The 26,440-nt window shown below is 61.5% G+C and carries 28 protein-coding genes; 14 read left to right on the top strand and 14 right to left on the bottom strand.

All coding sequences use genetic code 11. The features are described from left to right. The first annotated feature begins 7 nt into the window (after positions 1 to 7). Positions 8 to 157 (top strand): DUF4396 domain-containing protein, encoded by a 150-nt coding sequence (locus ACX80G_RS14605; protein ID WP_459308506.1) that lies wholly within the window; start codon positions 8 to 10, stop codon positions 155 to 157. A 127-nt stretch (positions 158 to 284) separates the two neighbouring features. On the opposite strand, the gene ACX80G_RS14600 is transcribed toward ACX80G_RS14605, so the two are convergent. Then, entirely contained in the window at positions 285 to 773 is a 489-nt protein-coding gene (locus ACX80G_RS14600) for a DUF7793 family protein (RefSeq protein ID WP_459308502.1), read from the bottom strand. Positions 774 to 996: 223 nt separating this feature from the next. On the opposite strand from ACX80G_RS14600, the gene ACX80G_RS14595 reads away from it, so the two are divergent. Beyond that, positions 997 to 1,584 carry a TetR/AcrR family transcriptional regulator gene (locus tag ACX80G_RS14595; protein ID WP_459308501.1) on the top strand — a complete coding sequence of 196 codons (588 nt, stop codon included), beginning with the start codon at positions 997 to 999 and terminating at the stop codon, positions 1,582 to 1,584. 180 nt (positions 1,585 to 1,764) lie between these two features. Here the strand turns inward: ACX80G_RS14595 and ACX80G_RS14590 are convergent, their stop codons facing one another. Next, positions 1,765 to 3,270, bottom strand: coding sequence for a S8 family serine peptidase (locus ACX80G_RS14590; protein WP_459308499.1), 1,506 nt, complete (start codon positions 3,268 to 3,270; stop codon positions 1,765 to 1,767). Positions 3,271 to 3,691: 421 nt separating this feature from the next. Here ACX80G_RS14590 and ACX80G_RS14585 point away from each other — a divergent pair, with 421 nt between their 5' ends. Both ACX80G_RS14585 and ACX80G_RS14580 read left to right on the top strand, forming a co-directional pair. Continuing rightward, a complete protein-coding gene (locus ACX80G_RS14585) occupies positions 3,692 to 3,844 on the top strand; it encodes a hypothetical protein (RefSeq protein WP_459308497.1) in 153 nt (50 codons plus the stop codon). 400 nt (positions 3,845 to 4,244) lie between these two features. Further along, positions 4,245 to 4,460 carry a hypothetical protein gene (locus ACX80G_RS14580; protein WP_459308496.1) on the top strand — a complete coding sequence of 72 codons (216 nt, stop codon included), beginning with the start codon at positions 4,245 to 4,247 and terminating at the stop codon, positions 4,458 to 4,460. 223 nt (positions 4,461 to 4,683) lie between these two features. Here ACX80G_RS14580 and ACX80G_RS14575 read toward each other — a convergent pair whose 3' ends face one another. The 6 genes from ACX80G_RS14575 to ACX80G_RS14550 all read right to left on the bottom strand — a co-directional run bounded on the left by ACX80G_RS14575 (position 4,684) and on the right by ACX80G_RS14550 (position 9,816). Continuing rightward, on the bottom strand, positions 4,684 to 5,643 hold the full coding sequence (locus tag ACX80G_RS14575; RefSeq protein WP_459308494.1) for a D-2-hydroxyacid dehydrogenase family protein: 960 nt from the start codon (positions 5,641 to 5,643) through the stop codon (positions 4,684 to 4,686). Positions 5,644 to 5,740: 97 nt separating this feature from the next. Then, positions 5,741 to 6,223 (bottom strand): ribonuclease E activity regulator RraA, encoded by a 483-nt coding sequence (gene rraA, locus ACX80G_RS14570; RefSeq protein ID WP_459308493.1) that lies wholly within the window; start codon positions 6,221 to 6,223, stop codon positions 5,741 to 5,743. Positions 6,224 to 6,272: 49 nt separating this feature from the next. Then, positions 6,273 to 6,671, bottom strand: coding sequence for a universal stress protein (locus ACX80G_RS14565; protein ID WP_459308491.1), 399 nt, complete (start codon positions 6,669 to 6,671; stop codon positions 6,273 to 6,275). Continuing rightward, positions 6,668 to 8,302 carry a tripartite tricarboxylate transporter permease gene (locus ACX80G_RS14560; protein WP_459308489.1) on the bottom strand — a complete coding sequence of 545 codons (1,635 nt, stop codon included), beginning with the start codon at positions 8,300 to 8,302 and terminating at the stop codon, positions 6,668 to 6,670. Before ACX80G_RS14560 ends, ACX80G_RS14565 begins: the two co-directional genes overlap by 4 nt. Further along, positions 8,303 to 8,806, bottom strand: a complete 504-nt coding sequence (locus ACX80G_RS14555) for a tripartite tricarboxylate transporter TctB family protein (protein ID WP_459308487.1) — start codon at positions 8,804 to 8,806, stop codon at positions 8,303 to 8,305. Continuing rightward, on the bottom strand, positions 8,803 to 9,816 hold the full coding sequence (locus tag ACX80G_RS14550; protein ID WP_459308485.1) for a Bug family tripartite tricarboxylate transporter substrate binding protein: 1,014 nt from the start codon (positions 9,814 to 9,816) through the stop codon (positions 8,803 to 8,805). Before ACX80G_RS14550 ends, ACX80G_RS14555 begins: the two co-directional genes overlap by 4 nt. A 245-nt stretch (positions 9,817 to 10,061) precedes the next feature. Here ACX80G_RS14550 and ACX80G_RS14545 point away from each other — a divergent pair, with 245 nt between their 5' ends. Together ACX80G_RS14545 and ACX80G_RS14540 are read left to right on the top strand one after the other, a co-directional pair. Then, a complete protein-coding gene (locus ACX80G_RS14545) occupies positions 10,062 to 11,639 on the top strand; it encodes a sensor histidine kinase (protein ID WP_459308504.1) in 1,578 nt (525 codons plus the stop codon). Then, complete coding sequence (locus tag ACX80G_RS14540; protein WP_459308483.1) at positions 11,636 to 12,304, top strand: response regulator; 669 nt, start codon at positions 11,636 to 11,638, stop codon at positions 12,302 to 12,304. Before ACX80G_RS14545 ends, ACX80G_RS14540 begins: the two co-directional genes overlap by 4 nt. 177 nt (positions 12,305 to 12,481) lie before the next feature. Here ACX80G_RS14540 and ACX80G_RS14535 read toward each other — a convergent pair whose 3' ends face one another. Together ACX80G_RS14535 and ACX80G_RS14530 are read right to left on the bottom strand one after the other, a co-directional pair. Further along, positions 12,482 to 12,904, bottom strand: coding sequence for a GNAT family N-acetyltransferase (locus ACX80G_RS14535; protein WP_459308482.1), 423 nt, complete (start codon positions 12,902 to 12,904; stop codon positions 12,482 to 12,484). 72 nt (positions 12,905 to 12,976) lie between these two features. Then, on the bottom strand, positions 12,977 to 13,933 hold the full coding sequence (locus tag ACX80G_RS14530) for a DMT family transporter (protein ID WP_459308480.1): 957 nt from the start codon (positions 13,931 to 13,933) through the stop codon (positions 12,977 to 12,979). On the opposite strand from ACX80G_RS14530, the gene ACX80G_RS14525 reads away from it, so the two are divergent. From ACX80G_RS14525 to nrdR, 6 genes are all read left to right on the top strand, one after another. Beyond that, entirely contained in the window at positions 13,932 to 15,341 is a 1,410-nt protein-coding gene (locus ACX80G_RS14525) for an aminotransferase-like domain-containing protein (RefSeq protein WP_459308478.1), read from the top strand. The genes ACX80G_RS14530 and ACX80G_RS14525 overlap by 2 nt on opposite strands. A 142-nt stretch (positions 15,342 to 15,483) precedes the next feature. Beyond that, positions 15,484 to 15,795, top strand: coding sequence for a hypothetical protein (locus ACX80G_RS14520; RefSeq protein WP_459308476.1), 312 nt, complete (start codon positions 15,484 to 15,486; stop codon positions 15,793 to 15,795). 1,251 nt (positions 15,796 to 17,046) lie between these two features. Continuing rightward, positions 17,047 to 18,069 (top strand): DUF808 domain-containing protein, encoded by a 1,023-nt coding sequence (locus tag ACX80G_RS14515; RefSeq protein WP_459308474.1) that lies wholly within the window; start codon positions 17,047 to 17,049, stop codon positions 18,067 to 18,069. Between the two features lie 76 nt (positions 18,070 to 18,145). Then, the gene (locus ACX80G_RS14510; protein WP_459308473.1) at positions 18,146 to 19,135 is read left to right on the top strand and encodes a phosphotransferase family protein; all 990 of its coding nucleotides are present in this window, start codon (positions 18,146 to 18,148) and stop codon (positions 19,133 to 19,135) included. 140 nt (positions 19,136 to 19,275) lie between these two features. Continuing rightward, positions 19,276 to 20,637, top strand: coding sequence for a histidinol dehydrogenase (gene hisD, locus ACX80G_RS14505; RefSeq protein WP_459308471.1), 1,362 nt, complete (start codon positions 19,276 to 19,278; stop codon positions 20,635 to 20,637). A gap of 110 nt (positions 20,638 to 20,747) precedes the next feature. Next, the gene (gene nrdR / locus ACX80G_RS14500) at positions 20,748 to 21,245 is read left to right on the top strand and encodes a transcriptional regulator NrdR (RefSeq protein ID WP_459308469.1); all 498 of its coding nucleotides are present in this window, start codon (positions 20,748 to 20,750) and stop codon (positions 21,243 to 21,245) included. A gap of 96 nt (positions 21,246 to 21,341) precedes the next feature. On the opposite strand, the gene ACX80G_RS14495 is transcribed toward nrdR, so the two are convergent. From ACX80G_RS14495 to map, 3 genes are read right to left on the bottom strand one after another with little or no spacing between them, the layout of a single operon-like run. After that, positions 21,342 to 22,097, bottom strand: coding sequence for an SDR family oxidoreductase (locus ACX80G_RS14495; protein WP_459308467.1), 756 nt, complete (start codon positions 22,095 to 22,097; stop codon positions 21,342 to 21,344). Continuing rightward, the gene (gene ppgK / locus ACX80G_RS14490) at positions 22,090 to 22,929 is read right to left on the bottom strand and encodes a polyphosphate--glucose phosphotransferase (protein ID WP_459308465.1); all 840 of its coding nucleotides are present in this window, start codon (positions 22,927 to 22,929) and stop codon (positions 22,090 to 22,092) included. Before ppgK ends, ACX80G_RS14495 begins: the two co-directional genes overlap by 8 nt. A gap of 59 nt (positions 22,930 to 22,988) precedes the next feature. Continuing rightward, on the bottom strand, positions 22,989 to 23,867 hold the full coding sequence (map, locus tag ACX80G_RS14485) for a type I methionyl aminopeptidase (RefSeq protein WP_459308463.1): 879 nt from the start codon (positions 23,865 to 23,867) through the stop codon (positions 22,989 to 22,991). 60 nt (positions 23,868 to 23,927) lie between these two features. Here map and ACX80G_RS14480 point away from each other — a divergent pair, with 60 nt between their 5' ends. Then, positions 23,928 to 24,092 (top strand): SPOR domain-containing protein, encoded by a 165-nt coding sequence (locus ACX80G_RS14480; RefSeq protein WP_019481305.1) that lies wholly within the window; start codon positions 23,928 to 23,930, stop codon positions 24,090 to 24,092. 3 nt (positions 24,093 to 24,095) lie between these two features. Here ACX80G_RS14480 and panB read toward each other — a convergent pair whose 3' ends face one another. Next, positions 24,096 to 24,980 (bottom strand): 3-methyl-2-oxobutanoate hydroxymethyltransferase, encoded by an 885-nt coding sequence (gene panB, locus ACX80G_RS14475; RefSeq protein ID WP_459308462.1) that lies wholly within the window; start codon positions 24,978 to 24,980, stop codon positions 24,096 to 24,098. Between the two features lie 112 nt (positions 24,981 to 25,092). Between panB and glnA the strand changes: the two genes are divergently transcribed. Beyond that, positions 25,093 to 26,433 (top strand): type I glutamate--ammonia ligase, encoded by a 1,341-nt coding sequence (gene glnA / locus ACX80G_RS14470; RefSeq protein WP_459308460.1) that lies wholly within the window; start codon positions 25,093 to 25,095, stop codon positions 26,431 to 26,433. The last annotated feature ends 7 nt before the right edge of the window (positions 26,434 to 26,440 follow it).

Here is a 26,440-nt window from a genome sequence, read left to right as displayed (position 1 = left end):
CGGATGGATGCTTTTAATGCACTTCGGCAACTTCATGCCAGCACCCACCGACATCACCTTCTTCTTCCTCATGCAGATCGGACTCGTCCTCGGTTTCCTCACTGCCTACCCAGTAGTCCGAGGACTCATGCAGCGACGCGTCAAAGTCACCGCCTAAGCGCGGCACCGCCGAGAACCATCCATTTTATCGTGTTGCAGTACCGTCAGCACCAGCGCGGGCTGGCGATACTGCGGTTTAGCCAGCCCACGAACCCCAGAACCCGTGGACCCTCAGGTCCACTGATCTACCGCGTAGCAAAGCCACCCGACTGATCACCTGACTCGCGCGACCGTGGTGGAATTCTTTCGAGCGTATGGCGTTGAACTTCACTATGCCTCTCGTGCTCCGGTGGACTGTTGTCGAATGGGATTTCGTGTAGCCAGATTCGGGCTTCTACAGCACTTTCAAAGTATTCAATGGGATACGGCGGCCTATGCACGGCACGGAAATGTTCGATGAGTACGCGCTCGACGGGTGAGGTCCCAAAGGCGGCGACGGCGGATACGTTCAACGATGTTGCGAGCAGAGCGAAGGCATCCCTGGAGAGGGTCACCATGCCGTTGAGGTCCGCGAGCAATAAGGCGGTGACTCCTGGATGCTGTGCCTGCTGTTCCTCGATCAACGCCAGGATATCCTCCGCCGTCAATACCAGAGAGTCATCCCACCGGACCAATGACACACCATCGTCTGAGCGATCGAGTTGGAACCTGGGTTCATTTCGGGATTGCTTCACCGCTGGTGCCTCGCTTGTGTGTTCTGAGCCCATCCAGTGGGGACGAAAGCCGGTTCGCGCCGAAAGGCCTAACGAACCCGGTAGCGCCGACTCCGCGGCTTCGGTTCATAGCTATTGGGTGCCCGGCCGTTTGGGGGAACGGCCGGGCATCTCATTGTAATCACAGACAGACCAGTCTGTCTGCTATATGTTGGATAGACCACTATCCTGAGCTGGAGGAGCCATGGAAGCTGCGACCATAACGCCGGTGAGAGACGCTCGTGAGCGTATTCTCGCGACGTCCTACGATCTCTTCCAAGAACGGGGTACCCGTGCTGTCGGTGTGAACGAGATCATCGGGATGGCCGGTGTCGCCAAGGCCACGTTTTATAGCCATTTTCCTTCGAAGAACGACCTAATTCTTGCGTTCTTCGAACGACGGAAACGCCTTTTTACGCTCGGCTACCTTGCAGTCGAGGCCCAACGCCGCGGCTCCACGCCCCGGGAGCAGCTTCTGGCCATTTTCGATATCTTCGATGAGTGGTTCCATACCCCCGACTTTGCTGGCTGCCCCTATATCCGCGCACTGCTTGAGGCCGGTCCAGGGCATCCGATCGGTGCGGCCAGCCTCACGTACCTTAACGACGCGCAGTCCGAAGTGAAGAAGGCGGCGGTCGAGATGGGCTTGAACGAGCCGGACGAATTCGCGCAGTGTTGGATGATCCTTCTGCAGGGCTCCGTGGTCGCGGGGTTGGGTACCGATCGGAACGCAGCTCAACGCCTCAAGAAACTCGGGGAACACCTCATCACTCTTCACACTCCGGCAGCGTAGGCGCTGAGCCCCTCCCGTGCTTTATGTGAAACACCGTAACCGCGGATCGGATCACGACAAAGTGGCTCCCCGGAGTTCGATGGCTGCCGCAAGCCAAAGCACGGTGCGCCGGTGCCCGCCCGGGTGAGCGGAGGCACCGATGTTTGCGACGGATTCGATGTAGCTTCGGGGTGCTGGGAGTCAGGCCAGGGCGGTGATGGTGTTGGATTTCGTCGAGGCGGGGCTGCTGCCAATGGTGTTGGTCGCGGTGACCGTGAAGTTATACGCTCGTCCGGCGGTGAGACCGGTAATTGTCACTGTCGTGGCGGAGGCGGCGATGGTCACGCTGCCGATCCTTTGGGTTCCGGAGTAGGCCGTGATGGTCTGGCCTGTCAGGGCCGAACCGCCGTCGCTACCCTTGGTCCAGAACAGTGACGCCGATCTGCTACCTGCGGTCGCTACCACATTGGTTGGAGCGACCGGAGCTTTAGCGACGGTTCCACCAGATGCAGTCGATGGGGCTGCGTAAAGGAGCCTGTTCGGGGTCCCTGCACTGGCCGAAGATACGATGCTGGTCGTCGCGGCGCTGTTGAGCATCGCCGTGACTTGTGCGGGAGTCAGTGAGGGCTGCTTGGCGAGCAGGAGCGCAGCTGCGCCGGCTGCATGCGGGGCGGCCATGGATGTTCCGGACATGGTTGCCGTCGATGTCGTCGAGACATGCGACGCCGACATAATTGATACGCCGGGTGCGTAAAGGTCCACGCAGGTTCCAAAGTTGGAGAAGGAAGCCTGCCGGTCCGAAGAGTCGCTCGCGGCCACGGTAAGGGCCGCTGGCAGCCTCGCAGGGGACGCGGTGCAGGCGTCAGTGGCAGAATTTCCCGCCGCCACTACCGCGGTGACGCCGTCATTGATGACGCCCTGAAGTGCCGCGTCGACGGTAGAACTAGCGGAGCCGCCCAGGCTGAGGTTGACGACGGCCGGGGTTCCTGCGGTGTGGTGTCCGACTATCCAGTCCAAACCGGCAATCACGTCGGAGGTGTAGCCTGAGCCGGTGCAACCAAAGACCCGCACCGGGACAAGGGTGGCCGCTTTGGCTACACCATAGGTAGAGCCCGCGATGGTGCCAGCGACGTGGGTGCCGTGCCCGTTGCAATCACTGGTTCCCCGGCCGTCGGAAACGGCGGACCAGCCCTGGATAACACGACCGCCGAAGTCCGAATGAGTACGCAGGATGCCACTGTCAACTACATAGGCGCTCACTCCGGCCCCGGTGGTCGCGGCGGTGTAGGAACCGGACAGGGGCAAGGCGCGCTGGTCAGTACGGTCCAGCCCCCATGGCGCTGGCTGCTGGGTAGCCGAAATACTCATTACCGTGTCACGCTCGACGGCTTCCACCTGCGGTGAATTCGCGAGAGCGTTCGCCTCGGGTGGTGTCATGGTGACGACGGCAGCGCGCACCGCCTTCGAAAACTGGCGGTCCACGCCAATCCCTTTGCCCCGCAAAGCCCGGGCGGCGGCTGCAATGTCCGTACCCGGGGCGTACCGGACCACATATTGAGTAGCCTCGTCGGCCCCGGCCTGGGCCGTCCCGGGTTGAGTTACATCCGGCGCTATTCGAGGCGCAGCGGACGCGGCCGGGCCCATACCGGTGAGTAACACCGAAGACAGGACAACAGTGGTGAGGAAACGGGACGCAGCTGGCAGCACGCGGGCCACCTTTCAATTGGAATAATCATGGATAGGAAAAACTACGCACAGGCGTGACCTGTTCACCTAAACTAACGCGACCATGAGCAGGAACGGAGCGCCCAGGGGCGATCCTGCGGAAAGCCTGCCCATACGTCGAATGTTCCTGCGTGAAAGTAGTGTGCACACCCAAGTCTGCCCGCGTCAAAATCCAGAGTGGCTAACCTCGCGCCGGAATTGGGGCGCGGTTGTTGATCCTTCTACGACATGATCGAAGGCGGTCATTCGTGCAGGCGCCTTCGGGCAGCCACGTTTGCTGTGTAGCGAACCTCAGACCAGACCGAGGTCCACGCCGCCCTGCTCACGGGTTGTCATACGCACGTGCGCAGGGGTTCTCGAAAATCGCTGCTGTGAGCATTCGCGCCTGGGTGGACTTTTCGGCGTGGCTTTAAATCGGGCGGTCGCCGGTCTTCACCCGGTGGGTGCCCTGATTGCCATCAGTGCTCTGGCCAGCGGTATTCGCACGCCGTGGATCATTGGGTATGGCTTAGTGGTGATTGTGGGAACCGCCGGGTTTGGTACCCTTCCTCACTGACCGTGGGCAGGCAGCTTGCCGACGTCGACTGGGCGCTCCTTATCCCGGTGGGCGCGGTGGGGGCGGTGGTGGAATTGGCGGTCGCCGCGGCGCGACCTGTGTGGAGGCGCCGCCGCATACGGAGCCCGGAGTGTCCGCTACAAAGCCACAGCGCCGCCGGCCGGGCGGCCCGGCCTTGCTGGTTCTTGGCGCACTCTTCACGGTTTCCGTCGTCCTCGGTCCGGGGAACTTCCTGGTACCCGGGCCCTGATCCGGTCCCGCTTCTTCTTCGTGCGCAGCGCCAGCCGAAGGAGCGCCGAGCTGGATCGCTAACCGACCAGGTGTCGTCGCGCCCATCATCGGCGCGAGAACCCTCGGCCAGCTCGAAGAGAACCCATCCGCATCCGACCTCAAATAAGAGGTGGAGGCCATTCACCGCCTCAATGAGGTCAATGCCACCCACGCCGAACGACTACCCAGACGGGCGATTCGGGACGTAAGGTTTGAAGCCGCCGGGACCGACGACGAGGCAGCCATTGAGGCTGCCTACGAAAACAAATACCCTGACAGCTCCGCCGCGCAAGTCATGCGGGGCCCCCGACCCAAAGCAGCTTCCTTCCGAATCTCGCAGCGCTGAGAGTCGCTACGAACAATAGGAGCGCCCGAAGGCTCGGAACGTGCCTAGTGCTTTCGCTTTCGTTGTCGCCGGGAAGGTTCCCGGTTAGAGGTTGCTGGCCCCTCCACCAGATCGTTTCTGGTCCTGGCTAGCCGTTTCCCAGTAGCCACCAGGGGTTTGAACTGACCCTACGCCTGAATGACGAGCCCTCGGACTATGGCGAACACGCCTACGCCTGGTGTTGTCACGGCGAAAGAACTCTTTTAGGTTGCCCGCTTAACCATGCCTGAATGTTTTCGAGCGCTTCGGAGTAGTACCTGCGGTAGCTTTCATTCGTGACGTAGCCGATATGTGGGGTGAGAACTGTGCGGGGGCATGATGCCCACCTGCTTCCCGCCGGGGGAGGTTCTTGGTCATACACGTCCAGACCTGCTCCGGCGATCCAGTTGTTATCCAAAGCATTGATCAGCGCATCCTCGTCGATGAGGGGTCCACGCGCCGTATTGATCAGGTAGCCATGAGGTCCGAGAAGCCGAAGCTCTTCTTCTCCGACGATGTGCCGGGACCGTTCCGAAAGCCGCACGTGCACGCTGACGACATCCGATTGACTAAACAGTTCCCGTTTGGTGACTAGCCGTGCGCCTGCTTCTTCGGCTTTGTCAGCAGTCAGGTTGGGGCTCCACGCGATGACCTCCATATCGAAGGCCTGTGCGTAACGGGTGACAGTGCGTCCAATGCGCCCAAGTCCTAGTACGCCGAAAGTTCTTCCGGATAGTTCGACTCCTACTCCTTGCTGCCAACCTCCGTCGCGCAGGTATCTGTCCTCGACTGGAATGTTGCGAACGAGCGCCATCAGGAGGGCCCAGGTGAGCTCCGGCGCTGCTGCTGCAGACCCACCGGTTCCGCATACTTCGATGCCAAGATCACGGGTGGCGTTGAGGTCAATGGAATCATTGGCCATGCCAGTGGTCACCATGAGTCGCAGGTTGGGTAAGTGTTCCAGTACCTCACGCGGAAAAGCAGTGCGCTCCCGCATGACGATCAGGACGTCGAACGGCTCTAATTGGTGCACCAAAGTATCGGACGACTCGATGTGTTCCTCGAAGACGGTGATTCCGATGTCGTCTTCGCCGAGTTCGTGCCAAGGGGCAAACGATGTTGCTACCCCTTGGTAGTCGTCGAGAATTGCCAGTCGCAGGGCCATTGCCGATCCTCCTGGTTCAATGTTGAAGCGGCGGCATTGCGGCTGAGTGTGCTTGCCGCAGGCAAGGGTGCGTGCTGGGAAGGTCCTGCCTGTCTGGTTAGGACGGCGATTGGGGTGTTCCGACCAGGATTCCGTCCCCGTCACTCCAGAGGCTGTGACCGGGCAGGAACGCTACACCGCCGAAGGTGACTTCGACGTCTATTTCGCCCACGCCTTGCTTGAAGCTTTTCCGCGGGTTGGTTCCGAGGGCTTTGATTCCGAGGTCCAATTTGGCCAGTGCTTCTGAATCCCTCACCGCCCCGTTTACTACCAGTCCCGCCCAGCCGTTGTTGACGGCGCTGCCAGCGATCAGGTCTCCAACCAGGGCGCTGTGTAGTGACCCGCCTCCGTCAATGACGAGAACGCATCCGTTGCCGGGTTCGGCGAGTAATTGCTTAACTAGGGCGTTATCACGTTCACAGCGGACTGTTCGGATTGTTCCGGTGAACCGGGGCTGTCCGCCCATTTGGCGCATTTGCAGATCGCAACTGTTTACCTCATCAGCGTGTTCGTCAACGAGGTCAGCGGTCGTGAAATTCATTGTGTATTCCTTCGCTTGATCGGGTGCAGCTAAAGGGTAACTGCAGTCTCTAGTCTTGTGCGGCTTTCACGGATAATACCGAACACGTCGATTGCAGGAGGATGCGTTGGGCCGTGCTTCCCATGATCATTTTCCCGACTGGAGTCCGTTTCCGTAGTCCGATGACGATGAGATGTGCCTGATGTTCCTCCGCTGCGGTGAGGACTTCTTCGGCAGCGTCGTGTCCGCGAAGCGGTTGTACCATCTGGTAGGCGACCCCGGCCTGTTGGAGGCGGTTGTCCAGTGTTGCGGCTTGCTCAGGTTGGACAAAGTGATTGTCCACTAGCGCTTCTCCGCGCGAGGAATTGACCACTATGAGTCGGTCTTGATGGCGAAGAGTTTCTTCGATGGCACGGGTCAACGCCGCTTCGCCTTCGGCGGTGGGGATGTACCCGACGACTATGCTCATGGGACTTCACTATCCTTGTTCCTGGGGTTGCTGGCCGTGTCCGTACCTGTGTGGATCCCGGCATCGTGGGCGCGGGTCGACCTATCGGTCCCCGTCTGTCGGGCTGCGCTGGATTCTGGGGTCGGTTGGGGCAGCGCAGGACGCTGGGGGTGTGATCGCTTCCATATTCTGGCTGCCAAAGGCCACGCCAGCACAAGCAGAATGATGATGTAGGTTCCAATGGCGATGGGTTCGCTCCAAAGACCGGAGATCTCGCCTGCGCTGAGTTGCAACGATTTCCGCAGTTCCTCCTCTATTCGTGGACCGAGAATCAGACCAAGGACCAGAGGCAGCACGGGAAGGCCATATCGGCGCATTGCGAATCCCAGCAGGCCCAAGACGAGGAGAATGACCAGGTCGAAGGTTTGAAGGTTCACAGCGTAGGCGCCGAGTGTCGCGAAGAACAGAATCCCTGAGTACAGGTAAGGACGTGGGATCTGCAGGAGTTTAGCCCAGAGTGGTGCCAATGGCAGGTTGATGAGCAACAGCAGTGTATTGCCGATGAAGAGGCTAGCGATGAGTGCCCAGACCAGTTCTGGTTCCCTTTCGAATAGGAGAGGGCCGGGTTGGATGTCCATCTGGACGAAAGCGGCGAGCATGACTGCAGCGGTGGCGTTGGTGGGCAGTCCGAGGGCCAGCAGCGGAGTCAGCGTTCCTGCCGCAGACGCGTTGTTCGCGGCTTCTGGGCCGGCGACACCTTCGATCGCGCCGTGACCGAACTCCTCGGGGTGCTTGGATAGCTTTTTCTCCGTTACGTAGGACAGGAAGGTCGGAATTTCTGCGCCCCCGGCGGGCAATGCTCCGAAGGGGAAGCCGTAGGCGGTGCCGCGAAGCCATGGTTTCCAGGAACGTTTGAAGTCTTCCTTGCCCATCCAGGGGCGTCCCACGGGGATGGTTTGCATGGGGTTTCTGCGCAGGTGGGCGGCGATCCAGAGTGCTTCACCGATTGCGAAGATAGCGACGGCGACAACGACGATGTCGAGGCCGTCGGTGAGCAGGGGTTGCCCGAAAATCAGGCGCTGTTGGCCGGAGACGGGGTCTATGCCGACAAGGCCGATTGCCAGGCCGAGACCGAGCGATGCGAAACCACGCAGCCTTGAGGATCCAAGAACCGCGGTGACGGCCAGTAAGGCCAGGATCATGATGGCCAGGTAGCTGGGCGAGCCTAGGGAGACCGCGAATTTTACGACGAGCGGCGCGAAGAAGACCAGGAGTGCAGTGCCAATGGTTCCAGCGACGAATGATCCAATTGCCGCAGTGGCCAGGGCCTGAGCGGCGCGGCCGGCTTTAGCCATCTTGTGGCCCTCGATCGCCGTGATGACCGTCGATGACTCACCTGGTGTGTTGAGCAGAATCGAGGTGGTTGATCCCCCATACATTCCGCCGTAATAGATTCCGGCGAACATGATGAAGGCACTGGTAGGTTCCAGCGCGTAGGTCACCGGAAGTAGGAGTGCAATGGCCATCGCGGGACCGATGCCCGGCAGGACGCCAATAGCGGTGCCGAGGAGCACCCCGATGAAGGCGTAGAGAAGATTCATGGGGGTTGCTGCTGTGGCGAAACCCTCCGTGAGCATGTTCAGGGAGTCCATTTAGAGCACTCCTTCCAGGAGGCCTGCGGGTAGACGGATGCCAAGTCCGATGTAGAAGCCATAAAACGTTCCTAGAGCCAGCAGGAGGCTGATGACGCCGTCCCGGACGTAATGGCGGCTTCCCAGGGACCAGACGCTGCCCCAAAAGAGGATGGTTCCTGAGATGACCCAACCTGTCTGGTCGATGAGCACAATGTTCAGGATGAAAAAGCCCAGCAGGGAGAGGATGGTCCGCCAGTCGCTGGGGTGAGTGAGGTCGACGTCTTCGCCGACCTCTGCCTCACCTCGCCCGCCTCTGAGGACGTTCACCGTCAAGAGAACGGCGCATACGAGCAGCAAACCTCCCACAATGTAGGGCAGGGTTCGCGGCCCGACGGGATCGGTCTGCGAGTAGGGGACGTCGATTCCCGCAGCATCGACCAGAACAGTGATGCCGACCGCTCCGAGCAGGGCAACCATGCCCAGCTCGGAGCGGCCCGCAAATCGGGTACGTACTGAGCTCACGCCAAACCAAGTTCAGCCAGGACGTCAGAGACGCGCTTGTCCTGCTCGGTGAGGAAAGATTCGAATTCATCGCCGGTCAGGAACGCGTCCGACCAGCCGTTGGATTCAAGGGCTTCCTGCCACTCAGGAGTGCCGTGCATTTCTTCGAGGGCCGCAATCAGGCGATCCCGGTCAGCGTCGGAAACCTCAGGCGGAGCGACGATTCCGCGCCAGTTGGTGAAAACCAGGTCAATGTCTGACTCCTGAAGCGTCGGTGCGTCGACACCTTCGAGGCGTTCCTCACCGCTGGTTGCAAGGACACGCACTTCACCGGACTCGATCTGATCGAGGTATTCGCCAGCACCGGAAGCCGCGAATCCGAGCTTGTTACCAAGGATTGCTGGTAGGAGATCACCACCGCCGTCGTAGGACACGAAGTTCACAGTCTTGGGGTCAATACCCAGCGCCCCCGCCAGCTGCATGGGAAGGAGGTGATCTGGGCCTCCTGGCGATGACCCGCCCCCGACACTAATTTGCGAGGGATCTTTTTTCCAAGCCGCTACCAGATCATCGATGCTCTGGTAGGGCGAATCCTTGGAGACCATGATCGCACCCGGCTCTTCAATCAAGCGGGCCAGGGGAGTGGTGTCCGTAAGTTTGGCTTCCGATTCATTGGTGTAGCTGGCGCCCACGACACCCAGCCCCATCAGCATGGCCAGATCGCCGTTGCCCTTCTCGTTCACTGTTCGAGCCAGACCTACGGTGCCTCCGGCACCCGCAAGGTTGAACACCTCGATGCTGGAGGCGAGGTCAGTGTCCTCCATGACCTTGGCCGCTACCCGTGCGGTGGTGTCGTATCCGCCACCAGGCGTATTGGGAACCAGGATGCGTAAGTCGGTAATCGGCCCCCCGGCTGCAGTGCTTCCGGAAGCTCCAGCAGTGCTTTCACCGCCGGTCACCCCGCAGCCCGAGGCGGCCAGCACAATTCCTGCGGCCACTGCTGTGAGACGGACTGTCGTTGATCCACGCATGATATTCCTCTTCATCGAGTTGGTGTACAGGGCTTCAACCTACGAGACAATGTGACCCACGTCTCTCTTGTGTTCTCAAAGAACATTGTGTTCATTGAGTTCACACTCAGCAGGTCCGGAGAACTGATCTGCCGTAGAGTTCAGGCAGCTTGGCCTATGTCAGAAAGACCAATTCAGCTGGCAATTTTCCAGAAAGGGCGCTAACGCAGTGGGCACGCCAAGGGAAGCTATCCAAGCCTAAGAGAATGTCCCTTGCGAGCCAGTTTCTCGCTCTTCAACTAGTGATTGTTTTCGCTGTCCTTTGTGGGGTTTTGGCCATCTCGCTGGCGCAGTCCGCGGAAACTTTCCAGCGGGTGGAGGGCAGGCGAGCGCTCGCCGCAGCTGAAACCCTTGCTGCGCTGCCAGCCGTCAGATCCCTGCTGGCGGAGGCCGAGCCCCGCATTGGAGCAGCCTTACCGGCCGCTGCTGAATCGGTACGCTCGGTCTCGGCATCGAAATACGCGATCCTGGCCAAACCCGACGGCACGGTGTTGACCTCACAGGACCCCGCGCAACTGGGTGCGATCGTGAACTTCGGGAAAAGCGATGTCCGCAGCGGCAGGTCCTGGACAGGGTTAGTGGAATCGGGCAGTGAGTTAGCTTTGGCAGCTCACGTCCCAATCCTCGGGGATACCGGTGACATGGTTGGTATTGCAGTTGTCGGTCGACAATACCCGTCCTTGGTGGAGCGTTTAGCCCAAGCCACCCCCAACCTCATCATCTACTTGGGGGTCGCGAGTATCGTTGGCGTGACCGGCTCGCTCCTCCTCGCCCGGCGCGTCAAGCGCCAGACTTTGGGTCTGGAACCCGACCAAATTTCAGGACTGGTCGAGCACCGCGAAGCCATTCTCTATGGCGTGAAAGAAGGAGTTATAGCGCTTGACCCGAACCATCGCGTGACCCTGGCGAACGACAGCGCGAAGAGACTCCTTCATCTGCCAGCCAACTGCATCGGCCAGGACCTTGACCAGCTCTCAGTTCATCGCGACCTGCACGACGTTCTTACTCGCGACCATTCTTCACCTGATCAGCTGGTTCTGGTGGAAGGCCGATTGGTGGCCTGCAACAGGATGCCCATCGAATCCCATGGGCGGATTATCGGGTCGGTTATTACGCTAAGGGATCGGACGGAACTGTCAACGCTGGAGACCGAGTTAGGTGCCACGCGGAACACCACAGAAACGCTGAGGGCCCAGACACACGAGTTTGCAAATCAGCTCCATACCATCTCTGGGCTTATCCAGCTCGGTGAATATGACGAGGTCACCCGATTTGTGGATGGCGTTAGCCAGAGCCGCACGCGTCTTTACGACGACGTCACCACAGTCATTAAGGATCCGGCCCTCGCCGCCCTTTTTATTGCCAAAGCAAGTCTCGCTTCCGAACGCGGGGTGACCCTCAGGCTAGCCGAAGGCTCTTACCTTCCGCGGATGGAAGATGAACTTTCGCGTGATGTGAATACAGTGGTAGGAAACCTTGTAGACAACGCCATGGACGCAGCCGGCGGACTCGACAACCCGACAGTCGAAGTACTTCTCGTCGACGAAACGGACTACGTCGCTGTCACTGTGCAGGATTCCGGGCCCGGAGTTCCCACTGAATTTACTGACTCAATCTTCAAACAGGGTTTCACCACAAAAACGTCTGTCGCGGATACTGAAAGGGGCTTCGGACTGGCTTTGACTCGTCTGATCTGTCGTAAGCGTGGCGGAGAAATCGAGGTCTACAATGACGAAGGAGCGGTCTTCACGGCGACCCTCAACAAAGTAAAACTTCACTCATGATTCGGGTCCTTATCGTCGATGACGATTTCATGGTGGCGAAGGTCCACGCCGGGTTCGGTCGACAATGCCTAGGGTTCGAAGTGATAGGTATCGCTCACACGGGGGCTAACGCCCTGTTAAAGGTCCGGCTTGAGAAGCCAGACCTGGTCCTTCTCGACATCCACCTTCCTGACATCAACGGCTTGGACCTCCTCCACCAATTGCGGTCAGCATCACCGGAGCTGGATGTCATTGTCATCAGCGCGGCTCGGGAGGTGGCAACGGTCCGACGTGCCCTGCGTGGCGGGATTGTGCACTACCTCATCAAGCCTTTTTCAGGCCCTGAGCTCCGGGAACGGCTGGAACACTACCAGCAGGCTTACCAACAGCTCGCTTCAGCCAAAAGCGAGGCGGAACAGGCAGACGTCAATAAGGTGTTCGGCATCAGCCGCCCCGACCGGCCGCTCCCGAAAGGATGCAGCGTCGAAACCCTGTATCTGGTCGAAACGCTGCTACAGGGGGTCAGCACCGATCTTTCCGCCGCGGAAGCTGCCGGTGCCCTCGGCACTTCCCGGGTTAGCGCCAGACGCTATCTCGAATATCTCAGCGAAGAGGGCCGGGTTATCGTTCAGCTACGGTACGGCGGTGTCGGCCGCCCCGAACGCCGCTATCACTGGAAAACATAGACTGCGAAAGTGACTCCTTACGGAATGCTTTTCTGCGTCGCGGTGCGGGACCGGTGCGCTTGAATCGCCGGGGCAGTCTTGCATGCCAGCGCTGCGATAGGTCCTGATGCTGAATCCTGCCGGGACATCGTTTCGGGGCGGGTCAGGAAAGGGAGCCTGATTGTCTCTCCACTGCATTTAGTCGAATCTGATGAACGCCCTCACCGATCCTCCACGAAAATCATCCGTCTGGCTATAGCCCAAGGATTCATAGAACGCTTTCTGCCCTGGCTCGTCGTCGGTGATCAGGACTTTCTGACGAACTCTGGGATACTCACCGAGCGCTCGTTCCACCAAGGCTCGTCCTATACCCCTTCTGTGATGGGACGGCAGGACGAGAATGTCCTGGAGATAGCAAATCGAGGCGCCATCAGAGATAACTCGCGCGAGTCCTACCAAGGCTTTGCCATCGCGGGCCGCAACCAGGGTCGAGGACCCCTTGAGTCCCGCAAGTAGCGCGTCCGGATCCCTCGTATAAGCGCGCCAATCAACTGCTCCGTAAAGTTCAAGAACATCACTCAGCTCTAGATCGGTGGCCTTCACTAACTCGATTGTGGTCATGGTCTATCGAAACACAGGACGAACGGGGCTGCCCTGGAGAGATGAACTGGCTGAGTCCAGCAGTGCCTGTATCTAAGGTTTGCTTGACTGGTTGACGACTGTGGCCGGTAGTTTTGGCCGGTTTAGTCGGGTGCGGACGGCGACGCCCGCGCAGAGAATCACGGCGAAGCCGCCGAGGATAGTCGCCCCGGTAATTTCTTCCCTGAGGAGGAGGACGGCCCAGAGGATGCTGAGCACTGGTTGGACGAGCTGGACCTGGCTGACCTGCGACATGGGGCCGGTGGCGAGGCCGCGATACCAGGCGAAGAACCCCAGGAACATGCTGACCACGCCAAGGTAGCCGAAAGCAGCCCACTCTAGGGGCGTCCCCGTAGGTGGTTGCTGAACCGCCGCGACCACGGTGAGCGCGACCATCAGCGGTAAAGCGATGACTAGAGCCCAGGACACGGTTTGCCAGGCGCCAAGCTCGCGGGCGAGTAATCCCCCTTCTGCGTACCCGATGGCTGCTGCGATAACAGCCCCAAAAAGCAACAGGTCCGACACGGTGAGAGCCGAAAACCCGCCGCCCTGGACGGAGGCGAAGCCGATCGCCACGATCGCCCCGATCATCGCCATGACCCAGAATGAACGAGGTGGCCGTTCCTTCCCCCTGATGACAGCCATGATGGCTGTGGCTGCGGGGAGGAGGGCAATGACCACGGCTCCGTGGCTTGCCGGCGCTGTGGTGAGAGCGAAGGAGGTCAGCAGTGGGAAGCCGATAACGATCCCGCTGGCAACGACGGCGAGGCGTATCCACTGGTCGGCGTGCGGGATCCGTTGTCGTGTGAGAGCCAGGGCGGCAATAGCGAGGAGTGCGGCAATGACCGCGCGGCCCGAGCCGATGAACAAAGGAGAGAGACCGCCGACCGCGACGCGGGTGAAAGGGACGGTGAAGGAGAACGCTGCAACCCCGAGTAAACCCCAGGCAATGCCTGATCGAGACGATAGCAGGGGCGATATTCGTCGAGTAGCGCTACTATTGGGGTTCATGACCAACGATAGCAGTATGCGGATTGTTGTGGCTCTTCGTGACTGGATTGCAGGTGCTCCGGCCGGTGCCAGACTGCCGTCGACCCGGTCGCTCGTGACACGCCATCAGGCAAGTCCTGTCACGGTCCAGCAAGCACTCCGTACCTTGGCCGCCCAGGGTCTCATCGAGAGTCGTCCAGGGGTGGGGACCTTCGTGCGGGCCGTCCGCACAGCGCGCCCGTCTGATTTCGGGTGGCAGACCGCGGCCCTCGGATCCGCTCACAATCGGCTGACTTCAGGTTCGGCAACGATGCGTGCTGCCCCTGCCGGCGGGATGACGCTCCACGGTGGGTACCCGGATCGAGACCTCCTCCCGGAACGCTTGGTGCGCGCTGCCCTCCTTCGGGCTGCACGCATCGAATCCGCTCTGACGAGATCCCCGGTGGCTGGCAATCCTGAGCTGCAGTCCTGGTTTGCTTCGGAACTGACCGCCGCCACCCCGGTAGATGTGACCCCCGCCCTGGCCAGCGACGTCGTCGTGCTTCCTGGGAGCCAGAGTGGACTCAGCTCCATCTTTCGTGCGCTGGTTCCCCCGGGGCAGCCGTTGCTGATCGAATCCCCGACCTATTGGGGCGCGATCCTTGCAGCCGAGAAGGCTGGAGTTCGTCTGGTCCCCGTTCCTTCCGGTCCCACTGGCCCGAACCCCGACGACGTCGCGCGCGCCTTCGAGGAGACCGGTGCGCGTGCCTTCTACGCACAGCCCAACTACGCCAACCCGATCGGCGCCCAATGGTCCCGAAACACTGCAGCTCAGATTCTTGATGTGGTGAAAACCTATCGCGCGTTCCTGATCGAAGACGATTGGGCCCACGACTTCGGTATCACCACGAAATCGGCGCCGGTAGCAGCCCACGACGACGGCGGTCACGTGGTGTACATCCGCTCACTTACCAAAAGCGTCTCCCCAGCGCTGAGAGTCGCCGCGGTCATCGTCCGCGGCCCAGCACGCGAACGAATCACTGCTGACCTTACCGCCGCCTCGATGTACGTCAGCGGTGTTCTGCAAGCCGCTGCCCTCGACGTCGTCACCCAACCCGGTTGGCAGACCCACCTCCGGGGACTCCGCCAGCAACTCCAGTCACGCCGGGACCTCCTCGTCGACAGCGTCAACAAATACGCGCCCCTCGCTCAGGTCACGACGGTCCCACCGGGCGGACTGAACCTCTGGATCAGACTTCCGGACACGACAAACCTCTCCGAACTGATCAAAGAGTGCGAGGCTAGCAACGTTTTCATCGCATCCGGCAACGAATGGTTCCCAGCCGAACCCACCGGACCACACATCCGGCTCAACTACGCCGGCCCAGACCCAGCAGGATACCCCGAAGCAGCCAAAGTCATCGGCGGGGTTCTCGACGGCAAAAAATAGCGCAACTCGAAGAACCGCCCGACCGAACCTGGCCGAGGAGCTGACCAAAGGCCGTTCAGGAAAGGATTGCCACATGGGTAAAGGCAATCCGCTGGCTGGTGTTTACTCTGGTGCAGAGGCGGCATCGAACTAGACTCGCCGGATGAAGCCTTTTGACGTCGTCGTCGATCACGAGCTGTTCCGAATCAGTGAACGAAGGCAACCAGCTGCATCCCGCTGCTATGAGTTCGTTTGGCTCAATGGTCCGATGGACGGGACCTATGTCCTTACCGTGGGCCGGTTTGCAACCATTTCGGGCGGTGATGCCTCAGACGTCGTGGCTCGTATGACGGAGGAGGAGCTGATTGCTGAAGCGCGAGGGTTTGCCAGGTCGGTTTACGAGCCCGGTGGGATTGCCGAAGAAAATTTCCCTGACCACATTCCGGCCAAAACCCGCCAAATCCGTGAGCAGTGAGTAACGGACCTGCCGGCGCTTTCTGTGCGGTCCCGCAGCGACACGAGGTCACTCAGCCGGGGCGCCGCCACCACAGCTGAGCGACCGGACTACGCCCCGGCGATAATCAAGGTCGACTCGGCGCGCATCGGTCCTCCGCAGTCCTCAGACCCGCCATGTCTTGTCCATTCCAGAGCCGCTCGGTGTAGGCGAGAATCTCACCACCTGCGCCCCTGGCGGGTGGCATCCATGCGATGCCGATCCTTATCGGCGGCGGAGTGTCCGACCTCCATCATGTTCTGGGCGCGCCAATGCAAATGCGCCTATACCTCCTCGATTGGAACGGAGGCAACGTCGCGATAGAAGTCACGGCCGTACTGGATCAGCACAGCCCCACCACATACCTCAACGAAATTGGTGCAGCCCCGATAGTCGCCTCTTTCGCTTTTGCGCCCTGATCGTGCAACGCCAGGACCCCGACTCCGTCCCCACCTGCCACGATTCCGCTTGGCTCCTTGGCATTGTCGCATCAATAGGGGTGTTGCAACGACCGACTGAACTCACCATCTGCTAACGGGCAACAAGAGCGACCTCGCACCGACTATCAGTCGATCGGCCATCAACTGTGAAGTCGAGGTGCAGGCTCGTTGCCGATGAGTATGGCGCGGGCGTGTAGATGCGCATATCGTCCCACCCAATCCCGTCTCCCACCATTCGAAACCCTGCTGGCTCATAGTGGGCCCCCATATGGTCTGTCATGGTGATCCCTACCCGCTCTAGATTGCTCAGTTTAGGAGGCCCTCCGGTTCCTTGGCCATCGTCTGCTTCTACCTCACGGTGCTGTGTACCGTAAGCCAAAGCAAGAGCACCGTCATGGCGCACCGTCCCGTAACCTCTGACCGCACTCAGGTAGACGATGATGCAGGACGTGCCGGATGGAACATCGACAAAGAGTGGAGCTTTCGCAACGTCTACCCCCGCCAGGCGAACGTCAATGGTGTCGATAGTTGCGACGACGAGGTTCTCCGGAGCGCGGACAAGAGTGGTCATAAACCAGCCTAACCCGGCCGCCTGAAGGGCAACCCGAGTCACGTCAGACCGGATTGTTCAAGGACGATCCTCAGGTGACCGTCAGCGGGGCACCGTCATGAACTAGCGGTCGGATCGCCCTGACGGGCCGCCCGCATAATATACTTCGAGCATGCCGATCAACCGCCTCGACCGAGGTATTCACGCCCAGCCGTCCGTTTCCGAGTCGCGCAGGGGCACCCTGTGAGCGGCGGTCTCGTCGCTCTTTTGGACGACGTCGCGGCCCTGGCCCGCATTGCTGCCGCTTCGGTGGACGACGTCGCTGCCGGAGCCGCTAAGGCTGGGGCGAAGGCCGCCGGCGTCGTGATCGACGACGCTGCCGTTACTCCGCAGTACGTGTCAGGGGCGGACCCGTCTCGCGAACTGCCGATGATCAAACGAATCTTCTGGGGATCGCTCCGCAACAAACTGTTGATCATCCTGCCGGCACTGCTGCTGATCAGCGCCTTCATCCCGGGGGTCATTCCGTTCATCCTGATGCTCGGCGGCACCTACCTTTGCTTTGAGGGCGCCGAGAAGGTCTGGCATAAAATCCGCGGCCACTCAGCGGCTGAGAAAGCCCCGGCAGTCGAACGAGGTCCCGAGGCGGAGGCCAAGGTGACCAAGGGTGCCATCACCACGGACTTCATCCTGTCCTGCGAAATCATGGTCATTTCGATGAACGAGGTGGCCGATGAGTCCTTGTTGGCCCGGGCGATTATCCTTGTCGTCGTAGCGATCGCGATCACGGTGATCGTGTATGGAGCCGTCGCTCTCATTGTCAAAATGGACGACATCGGCCTGCATCTGACCACCAAAGACTCGGCGGGTTCGAAGCGCTTCGGTGAGTTGCTCGTCAAGGCGATGCCCGGCGTCCTCGCCGCAATCACTCTGATTGGCACGGTGGCCATGCTCTGGGTTGGCGGGCACATCATGCTTCAAGGGGTCTACGACCTAGGGTGGCACCTGCCCTATGACCTGGTCCATACCCTTGAATCACCTTTCGTCGGAATTCCGGTAGTGGGCGGCTTCCTGGCTTGGCTCGTGAATACCGTGTGCTCGGCCGTCCTCGGACTCGGCTGGGGCCTCGTCGTCATGGCGATCCTGCACCCACTCCTCAAAGCACTGCCGTTCGGCAAGGCGAAGGGCGAACACGAAGAGGGAGACGTGCGCGCCGCGATCGCCGGCTACCGGCCAGCGAAACGTAACGCTGATTCGGTCTCTTAGCTCACACCCCTCGGAGGAAGGACGAAGGCGGACTATCGCTGAGGGAGCCAGGAACAGTAATCCGGGAGTGCAACGGATGGATGTGCTGTCATTGCCTCGGAAGCCGCTGGAATTTCAGCAGCCCCTGTCTCGCGATGAATTGCTTGCGGTTATCCAGCAGGCTTTTCCCGCCGGGCCACCAGTGAATGCCGTTCGTGAGGTGTCCGGGGGCCGCTACAACACGACCTACCGGTTGGACAGAAAGGATGCACCGTCACTGATCCTGCGCGTAGCCCCCGAACCGCGCCGTCAGTCACGCCTGGGACACCAACTGCTGCGAAACGAGTATGCCAGCATTCCCTTGCTGGCGTCCGTGGGGCACCTGATGCCGGTGGTTGTCCGCGCGGATTTCACTCAAACAATCATCGAGCGTGACTACCTGATTCAGACCCATCTTCCGGGGGTTCCCGCGGCACAGGCACTCAAACTGTATACAGCCGAGCAGCAACTCGATTTCTGGTTCCAGCTAGGACAGATCCTGGCGGACATCCATTCCCAAACCGGACATCACTATGGGTCGGTGACCGGTGATCAGCACGAGAGTTGGAGTAACAGCCTCACAGCGACGTTTCACGCTATCGCAGCCGACATGGCTGATACCGGCCTTGATGCAGCGGACATTCATCAGGTGCTGCACCTGATCGAGGAACACAGCCCGGAGATCGATCAGTGTGGCCTACCGCGGCTGCTCCATGGTGATTTGTGGATCGGCAACGTCATGCTCAAGGCCGGGGAGCCGTCGCCGCGCATCGTGGGAATCTTCGACTGTGATCGTACATCATGGGGGGATCCCGAGTCGGATTGGACTCTATTCCTTCTGCGTAGTCGCTCTGACGAAGTGCAGCAGGCCTTTCGGCGTGGCTACGGACGGGCGCCCGAGGCTTCCTCCCGCGCGACCGTGAGAGGGCGTTTCTACCGCGCGCGAAGTATTGCTGAGGCTCGACTGGAATACCGCCGGATGGGGGAGGAAGAACTCATGGCAGGAACCCACATCGAGATGAAAGATGTGCTCTCGCAGTTCGACTAGCGTCGAATTCAGTCCTTCGAGGGATCCCCAAGGCCGTTCGCCTCGCCCGTGCTTGGTCAATGTCGGGCGAGGTTGATGCATCAGGATGATCACCGGAGGAGCGTGGGTTTCGCGGGGGCGTCTCCCGGTAGACTGACCGGGTGAATATTTCGCTCGCTCAACAGTCTCCAGCTGACTCCTTCGCCGAGTTCCGGACTATCGACCTGCGCGGCAGCGCCCTCACTGGCGCCGCCCTCACCGCAGTCATGCCGCGGCCGGAAGTGAGCGGCGCCGGCGTCGAGGCCCCGGTCGCCGCCATCCTGGCTGACGTTCGGGAGCGTGGCCTGACTGCACTGAGAGAACTCGCCCTGAAGTTCGACGGCGTGGAGCAGGCCTCACCGCGCGTGCCCCGCGAGGCACTGACGAGGGCCCTCAACGACCTCGCGCCGGATGTCCGGCTGGCTTTGGCCGAATCAATCGACCGCGCCCGCCGGTTTGCCGCCGCCCAGATTCCCGCTGACGTCGAGGTAGAGATTGGTGCGGGGGCGATAGTGACCCACAAATGGATAGCGGTTCGCCGGGTGGGCCTCTATGTGCCGGGTGGTCTGGCAGTGTATCCGTCGTCGGTGGTGATGAACGTGGTGCCCGCCCAGGCTGCCGGAGTCCAGTCGATTGCCGTTGCTTCTCCACCCCAGAAGGAGTTTGGTGGACTCCCGCACCCGGTGATCCTCGCCGCGGCGGAGATGCTCGGGATCCAGGAGGTGTACGCCATTGGTGGAGCGCAGGCGGTCGCAGCTTTCGCCTACGGGGTGGAGGGTGAAACCGCCGACGACACGCTCGAGCGGGTGGACGTGGTCACCGGCCCCGGCAATATCTTTGTGGCCACCGCCAAACGGCTGCTTAAGGGTACGATCGGCATCGACGCCGAGGCGGGCACCACAGAGATCGCCGTGCTGGCCGACGCCCATGCCGACCCGCGGCTGATCGCTGCTGACCTGATCAGCCAGGCTGAGCATGACCCGAACGCGGCGTCCGTCCTCATCACCGACTCCGAAGATCTCGCGGTAAAGGTCCGGAGCCAGCTGGCCGTGCAAATCGCCACCACCAAGCACGCCGGGCGGGTGCGCGAGGCGTTGGCCGGGCAACAGTCCGGCACCATCCTGGTGGACGACGTCGAGCACGGTATCGCCATCTGCGATGCGTACGCTGCCGAACACCTGGAAATCCAGACCGCGGACGCCGCGGCCGTTGCCAGCCGGATCCGCAATGCCGGCGCCGTTTTTGTTGGCGAGTACAGCCCGGTCAGCCTGGGTGACTATTGCGCCGGGTCCAACCACGTACTCCCCACCGGGGGGACGGCGACGTTCGCCTCGGGGCTGAACGTCACCACCTTCCTGAAGGCGGTGCAGGTGATCAACTACAACCGGGCTGCCCTGCAGAAAGTGAGTCGGCACATCACCAACCTTGCCGATGCTGAGGATTTGCCGGCCCACGGTGACGCTGTCATGGTTCGCTTCGGCTAATCACTACATCTAGTAATAACACTGTTGTAGTTTTCCCATATCTAGTTCTACAATGGTGGTGTTCCACACGGTGGCGCGACCACCGACCATCAGCAATTGAAAGGCGCGGCATGTTTTGTCCCTTCTGCCGTAACGCCGATTCCCGGGTGGTCGACAGTCGGTTAGCCGATGATGGGTCGGCTATCCGGCGTCGTCGTCAATGTCCAGAATGTGGACGCCGATTCACCACCGTGGAGACCACGAGCCTGAGCGTCATCAAGCGCTCCGGAGTCGGCGAGCCGTTCAGCCGCAGCAAAGTCATCAATGGTGCGCGGAAAGCCTGCCAGGGGCGGCCAGTCACTGAAGACGACCTCGCGTTACTTGCGCAGGAGGTTGAAGAGTCGGTTCGGGCCAGCGGCGTCGCGGAAATTGATGCCCATGAAGTGGGGCTCGCTATCCTCGGACCGCTGCAAAAGCTGGACCAGGTGGCGTATCTGCGGTTTGCCAGCGTGTATCAGGGATTCGACTCCCTTGAGGATTTCGAGGCCGCTATCGCGAAGCTGCGCCGCGAAGCAGGCGACGCGCCGACTGTGCCCACCGGTACCCAGAGGCCGCTGACCGCGCAGTAACACTAAGCTCCGGTGGTGGCTGCGGAGGGGAAGCCGACGCCACCACCGGCACCACTTCTGGACCATCCCGGCACGCGACTGGTCGGGCGCGATGAGTCAGCGTCCGCCGCTGACGGGCAGGATCGCCCCGGTGATATAGGAAGCTTCGGCGGACAGTAGCCAGGCGACTGCAGCTGCAACCTCGTCCGGCTCCGCGGGACGACCCAACGGGACACTCTGGCTGAGCCTTTCCGCACGGTCGGGCATACCGGCCGCCGCGTGGAGCCCGGTCTTGGTGCTGCCGGGGGACACACAGTTCACCCGGATACCTTCGCGCCCCACCTCCGAGGCAAGACCAACGGTCAACACGTCGACGGCGCCCTTGGTGGCCGCATAATGCACCCAGGTACCCGGCGAGCCGGCCCTGGTTGCGGTCGAGGAGATGTTGATGATCTGCCCACCGGTACCACCCCTCAGTGTGGACATGCCTAGGACAGCCTCGCGACTGACCAGCAACGGTCCCACCACATTGACCTCGGTCACCCGCTGCAGCACGTCGGCGGGGACGTCAGCCAGCGGGCCGATCAGATTACCGGTGATCCCTGCGTTGTTCACGACGGCGGTCACCTCGCCGAGTGCACGCGCCCGGTCAAAGAGCGCGACGACGTCGGCTGCGATGCTCACATCCGCCCGAATAGCCGAGGCGGATCCTCCCGCGGCAACAATGTCGGCCACCGTCTGCAGCGCCCCTGCGCTATCAGAGGCGTAGTTCACTGCCACCACGTAGCCGTCCCGGGCGCAGCGCCGCGCGATAGCTGCACCGATTCCCCGGCTCGCGCCGGTGACAACGGCAACTCCCGGACGGTCAGGCATCCGGAACGGCCGCCGCCAGTTTCGCCAGTCGCTTGAAGTGCAGGGCAGCCTGCAACGCGGCGCCAACAATGCCGGCCTGGTTCTTCAGCTGGGCCGGAATGATGCGGGTACGCAGGTTCAGCCCGGGCAGGTACTCCTGGCTGCGCTTGGAAATCCCGCCGCCCACAATGAACAGTTCAGGCGAAAACAGGAACTCGACGTGGGAGAAATACCGCTGCAGGCGGATCGAGTATTCGTCCCAGTCGATGCCGTCCCGTTCGCGGGCGACCGCGGAGGCCCTGGTTTCGGCGTCGTACCCGTCAATCTCCAGATGACCGAGCTCAGCGTTGGGCACCAGCTTCCCGTCAAAAATGAACGCGGACCCAATGCCGGTGCCCAGGGTGATCACCAGCACCGTTCCGTCAACGCCCTTGCCGGCTCCATAGCGCACCTCCGCGAGGCCGGCGGCGTCCGCGTCGTTGATGACGTGCACGTCGCGTTGGAGGACCGTGCTGAACAGCGTGTCGACGTCGGTGTTCACCCAGCTCTGGTCAACGTTGGCCGCCGACCGGGCGATGCCGTGCTGGATGATGGCGGGGAACGTGACACCAACGGGCACCTCGGGTGCCGGTGCGCCGGGACGGGTGGAGAGTTCGTCGACAATCCGTGCCACCACCTCGGCGACCGCCTCAGGGGTGGACGGCTGAGGGGTGGGCACGCGGTACCGTTCACCGACAATGTCACCGCCGACCAGGTCAACAATGCCGCCCTTGATGCCGGTACCGCCGATGTCGATGCCGATCACGGTGTTGGGCAGGGCCTTTCCCTGCTTCTTCTCGCTGCTCTTGCCCATGTTTCTCCAGAGTTCGTGTCTTGGCCTCCGGCGCGACAGGTGCCGCCGGGACCCGATGGTTAGGGGACGGTGAGGATCTCGGCGCCGCTGTCGGTCACCAGGAGGGTGTGCTCAAACTGCGCGGTGCGCTGACGGTCCCTGGTCAGCACGGTCCAGTCGTCGGGCCACATGTCCCATTCGATGGCGCCGAGGGTCAGCATGGGTTCGATGGTGAACGTCATGCCCGGTTCGATAATTCTGTTGTAGGCCGGTGCGGCGTCGTAATGCGGGATGATCAGTCCGGTGTGGAAGGCTTCGCCGACGCCGTGGCCGGTGAAGTCGCGCACTACCCCGTAGCCGAAGCGGCGGGCGTAGGACTCGATGGTCCTGCCAATCACGTTGATCTCGCGGCCGGGAGCCACGGCCTTGATGGCCCGGTTCAGTGATTCCTTGGTGCGCTCGACCAGCAGCCGCGACTCGTCGTCGACGTCGCCCACCAGGAAGGTGTAGTTGGTATCGCCGTGGACGCCGTCCAAATAGGCGGTGATGTCGATGTTCAGGATGTCGCCGTCGCGCACCACCGTGGTGTCGGGGATGCCGTGGCAGATCACCTCGTTCAAGGACGAGCAGAGTGATTTGGGGAACCCGCGGTAGCCCAGGGTCGACGGGTACGCTCCATTGTCGACGAGGAATTGGTGTCCCACCCGGTCCAACTGATCGGTGGTGACACCGGGTTCAATCTGGCGTCCCACCTCGACGATGGCCTGTGCAGCCAGACGGCTCGCGCGGCGGATCTTTTCGATAGTTTCGGGGGTCTTGACCTCTGACCCGGTGAAGGGGGCGGGCCCGCTGCGACCAACGTACTCGGGGCGGGGAATACTCGCTGGGACGGTCCGTTCGGGGCTGACGGTTCCCGGCACGAGATTTCCCACGGGTGCGCTGACGGATTGCTGAGGCATAGTCTTGATCTTATAGGCGGTACGGCGTCCCGCCGAAAGTCACCACCAAGGAGGACCCTCATGGCCGAATTCTGGTACAACGTGCAAACCCACGAGATCGAAGAGGACGCACAGTCCGATTGGCGGAAACTGATTGGACCCTACCCGACGCGGGCCGAGGCCGAGCGTGCCCTGGAAAAGGTGGCGCAACGCAACCAGGCGTGGGATGCCGAAGACGAGCAGTAGCGTCTAGAAGCTGTGTTCCGGGCCGGGAAAAGTCCCATTCCGGACTTCGTCAGCGTATGCGGTCGCTGCAGCAGCGAGCACTGAGCGGACGTCGGCGAACTGTTTCACGAACTTCGGCTGCCGGCCGGTGCGTACCCCGGCCATGTCCTGCCATACCAGCACCTGCCCGGTCGTGGCGTTGCCCGCCCCGATTCCGATGGTCGGCACCCTGACGGCGCGGTCGACGGCGGCGGCCACGTCGGCGGGCACCATCTCCATGAGCACGCAGAACGCCCCGGCGTCGGCGAGGGCAACGGCGTCGTCGATCAGTTCCTGCGCCGCATCACCGCGGCCCTGGACCCGGTACCCGCCGAGGGCATGCTCGCTCTGCGGGGTGAAACCGATGTGGGCCATGACGGGGATCCCGGCGGTGGCGAGCGCGCGGACGGTGTCGGCGTAGTGGCGGCCGCCCTCCATCTTTACTGCGTGGACCCCGCCCTCTTTCATCAGGCGGACCGACGATTCGATGGCCTGGGCGGGAGAGATCTCGTAGCTGCCGAAGGGAAGATCGCAGACCACGAGGGCGCGGCTGGCTCCGTTGGTGACGGCCCGCGAGAAGATGATCATCTCGTCCACGGTGATCGGCAGGGTGGTCGTGTACCCGAGGACATTGTTGGCCGCAGAATCGCCCACGAGGAGCACCTCGATGCCCGCGTCGTCGAAGATCTCGGCGGCGTATTGGTCATAGGCGGTGAGCATGGCGAAGCGGCGTCCCTCAACCTTCGCCTGTTGCAGGTGATGGGTGCGGATCCTGGCGGGGGTGCGCCGGGCTTCTCCTGCAGCTGGTGTCCCGGCGTCGGCATCGTGGGCGCCCGTACCGTAGGGTGCTGGAATCTCTGCGGAAGTCATAGTGTCGAGCCTACTTCAGAACCTCTTGTGGCAGGCGGGAAGTAGAGTGAACTGGTGGACCGACGCTCGATGATCACCCGGGACACCACCGACGGCATGAAAGAGGGTAACTATGGATCGGCAGCAAGAATTTGTACTGCGTACCATCGAGGAACGCGATGTGCGGTTTGTGCGGCTCTGGTTCACGGACGTTGTGGGTTCGTTGAAGTCGGTTGCCCTGGCACCGGCCGAGGTGGAGGGTGCATTTGAGGAGGGCCTGGGCTTTGATGGTTCGTCCATTGAAGGGCTGGCCCGCGTTTTCGAATCGGACATGCTCGCCCAACCCGACCCGTCGACGTTCCAGATCCTGCCCTGGCGGGGCGAGAAGGAACCAACCTCCAGAATGTTTTGCGACATCCTTACCCCCGACGGTATGCCGTCGACGGCTGACCCACGTGGGGTGCTGAAGCGGACTCTTGCCAAGGCAGCAGACATGGGGTTCACCTGCTACACCCACCCGGAAATCGAGTTCTACCTGCTCAAGTCAGATGAACTGGGGCCCGACGGTCAACCCATCCCGGTGGACCAGGCCGGCTATTTTGACCACGTACCGGGCGGAGTGGCCCAGGACTTCCGGCGGACAGCGGTGGCGATGCTCGAATCCGTGGGCATCTCGGTGGAGTTCAGTCACCACGAGGCCGGCCCGGGGCAGAACGAAATCGATCTCCGGTACGCGGATGCCCTGCAGACCGCCGACAACATCATGACGTTCCGCACCATCATCAAGGAGGTGGCGCTGACCCAGGACAGCTACGCCACGTTCATGCCCAAGCCGTTCTCCGATCATCCCGGCTCCGGGATGCACACCCACTTCTCCCTCTTCGAGGGCGACGCCAACGCGTTCTTCGAAGCGGGTGCCGAGTTCCAGCTGTCCAAGACGGCACGCCAGTTCATCGCCGGGATCCTGAAGCACGCACCTGAGTTCACGGCTGTCACCAACCAATTCGTCAACTCGTACAAGCGTCTCTGGGGTGGGGGAGAAGCCCCGAGCTACCTGTCCTGGGGCCACAACAACCGCTCAGCCCTGGTCCGCGTGCCGCTCTACAAGCCGAACAAGGGCCAGTCGGCGCGCATTGAGTACCGCGGTATTGATTCGGCCAGCAACCCGTACCTCGCCTACTCGGTGCTGCTCGGTGCGGGCCTGAAGGGTATCGAGGAAGGGTACGAACTTCCGCCGGGAGCCGAGGACGACGTCTGGAGTCTCACGGCCACCGAACGTCGAGCCATGGGCCATGACCCGTTGCCGGCTAGCCTTCACGACGCCATCCGGGTGATGGAGGAGTCGGAGCTGGTTGCCGGGATCCTGGGCGAGCAGGTCTTCGAAAATTTTCTGCGCAACAAGCGCGCCGAATGGCACGACTACCGGATCCAGGTCACGCCCTACGAGCTGCGACGCAACCTCGGAATTCTCTAACCTGGCG

Source organism: Arthrobacter glycogeni (genome assembly GCF_054510815.1).
The sequence above is the reverse complement of the archived record's forward strand: the minus strand, read 5'-3'. Positions and strand labels throughout refer to the sequence as shown.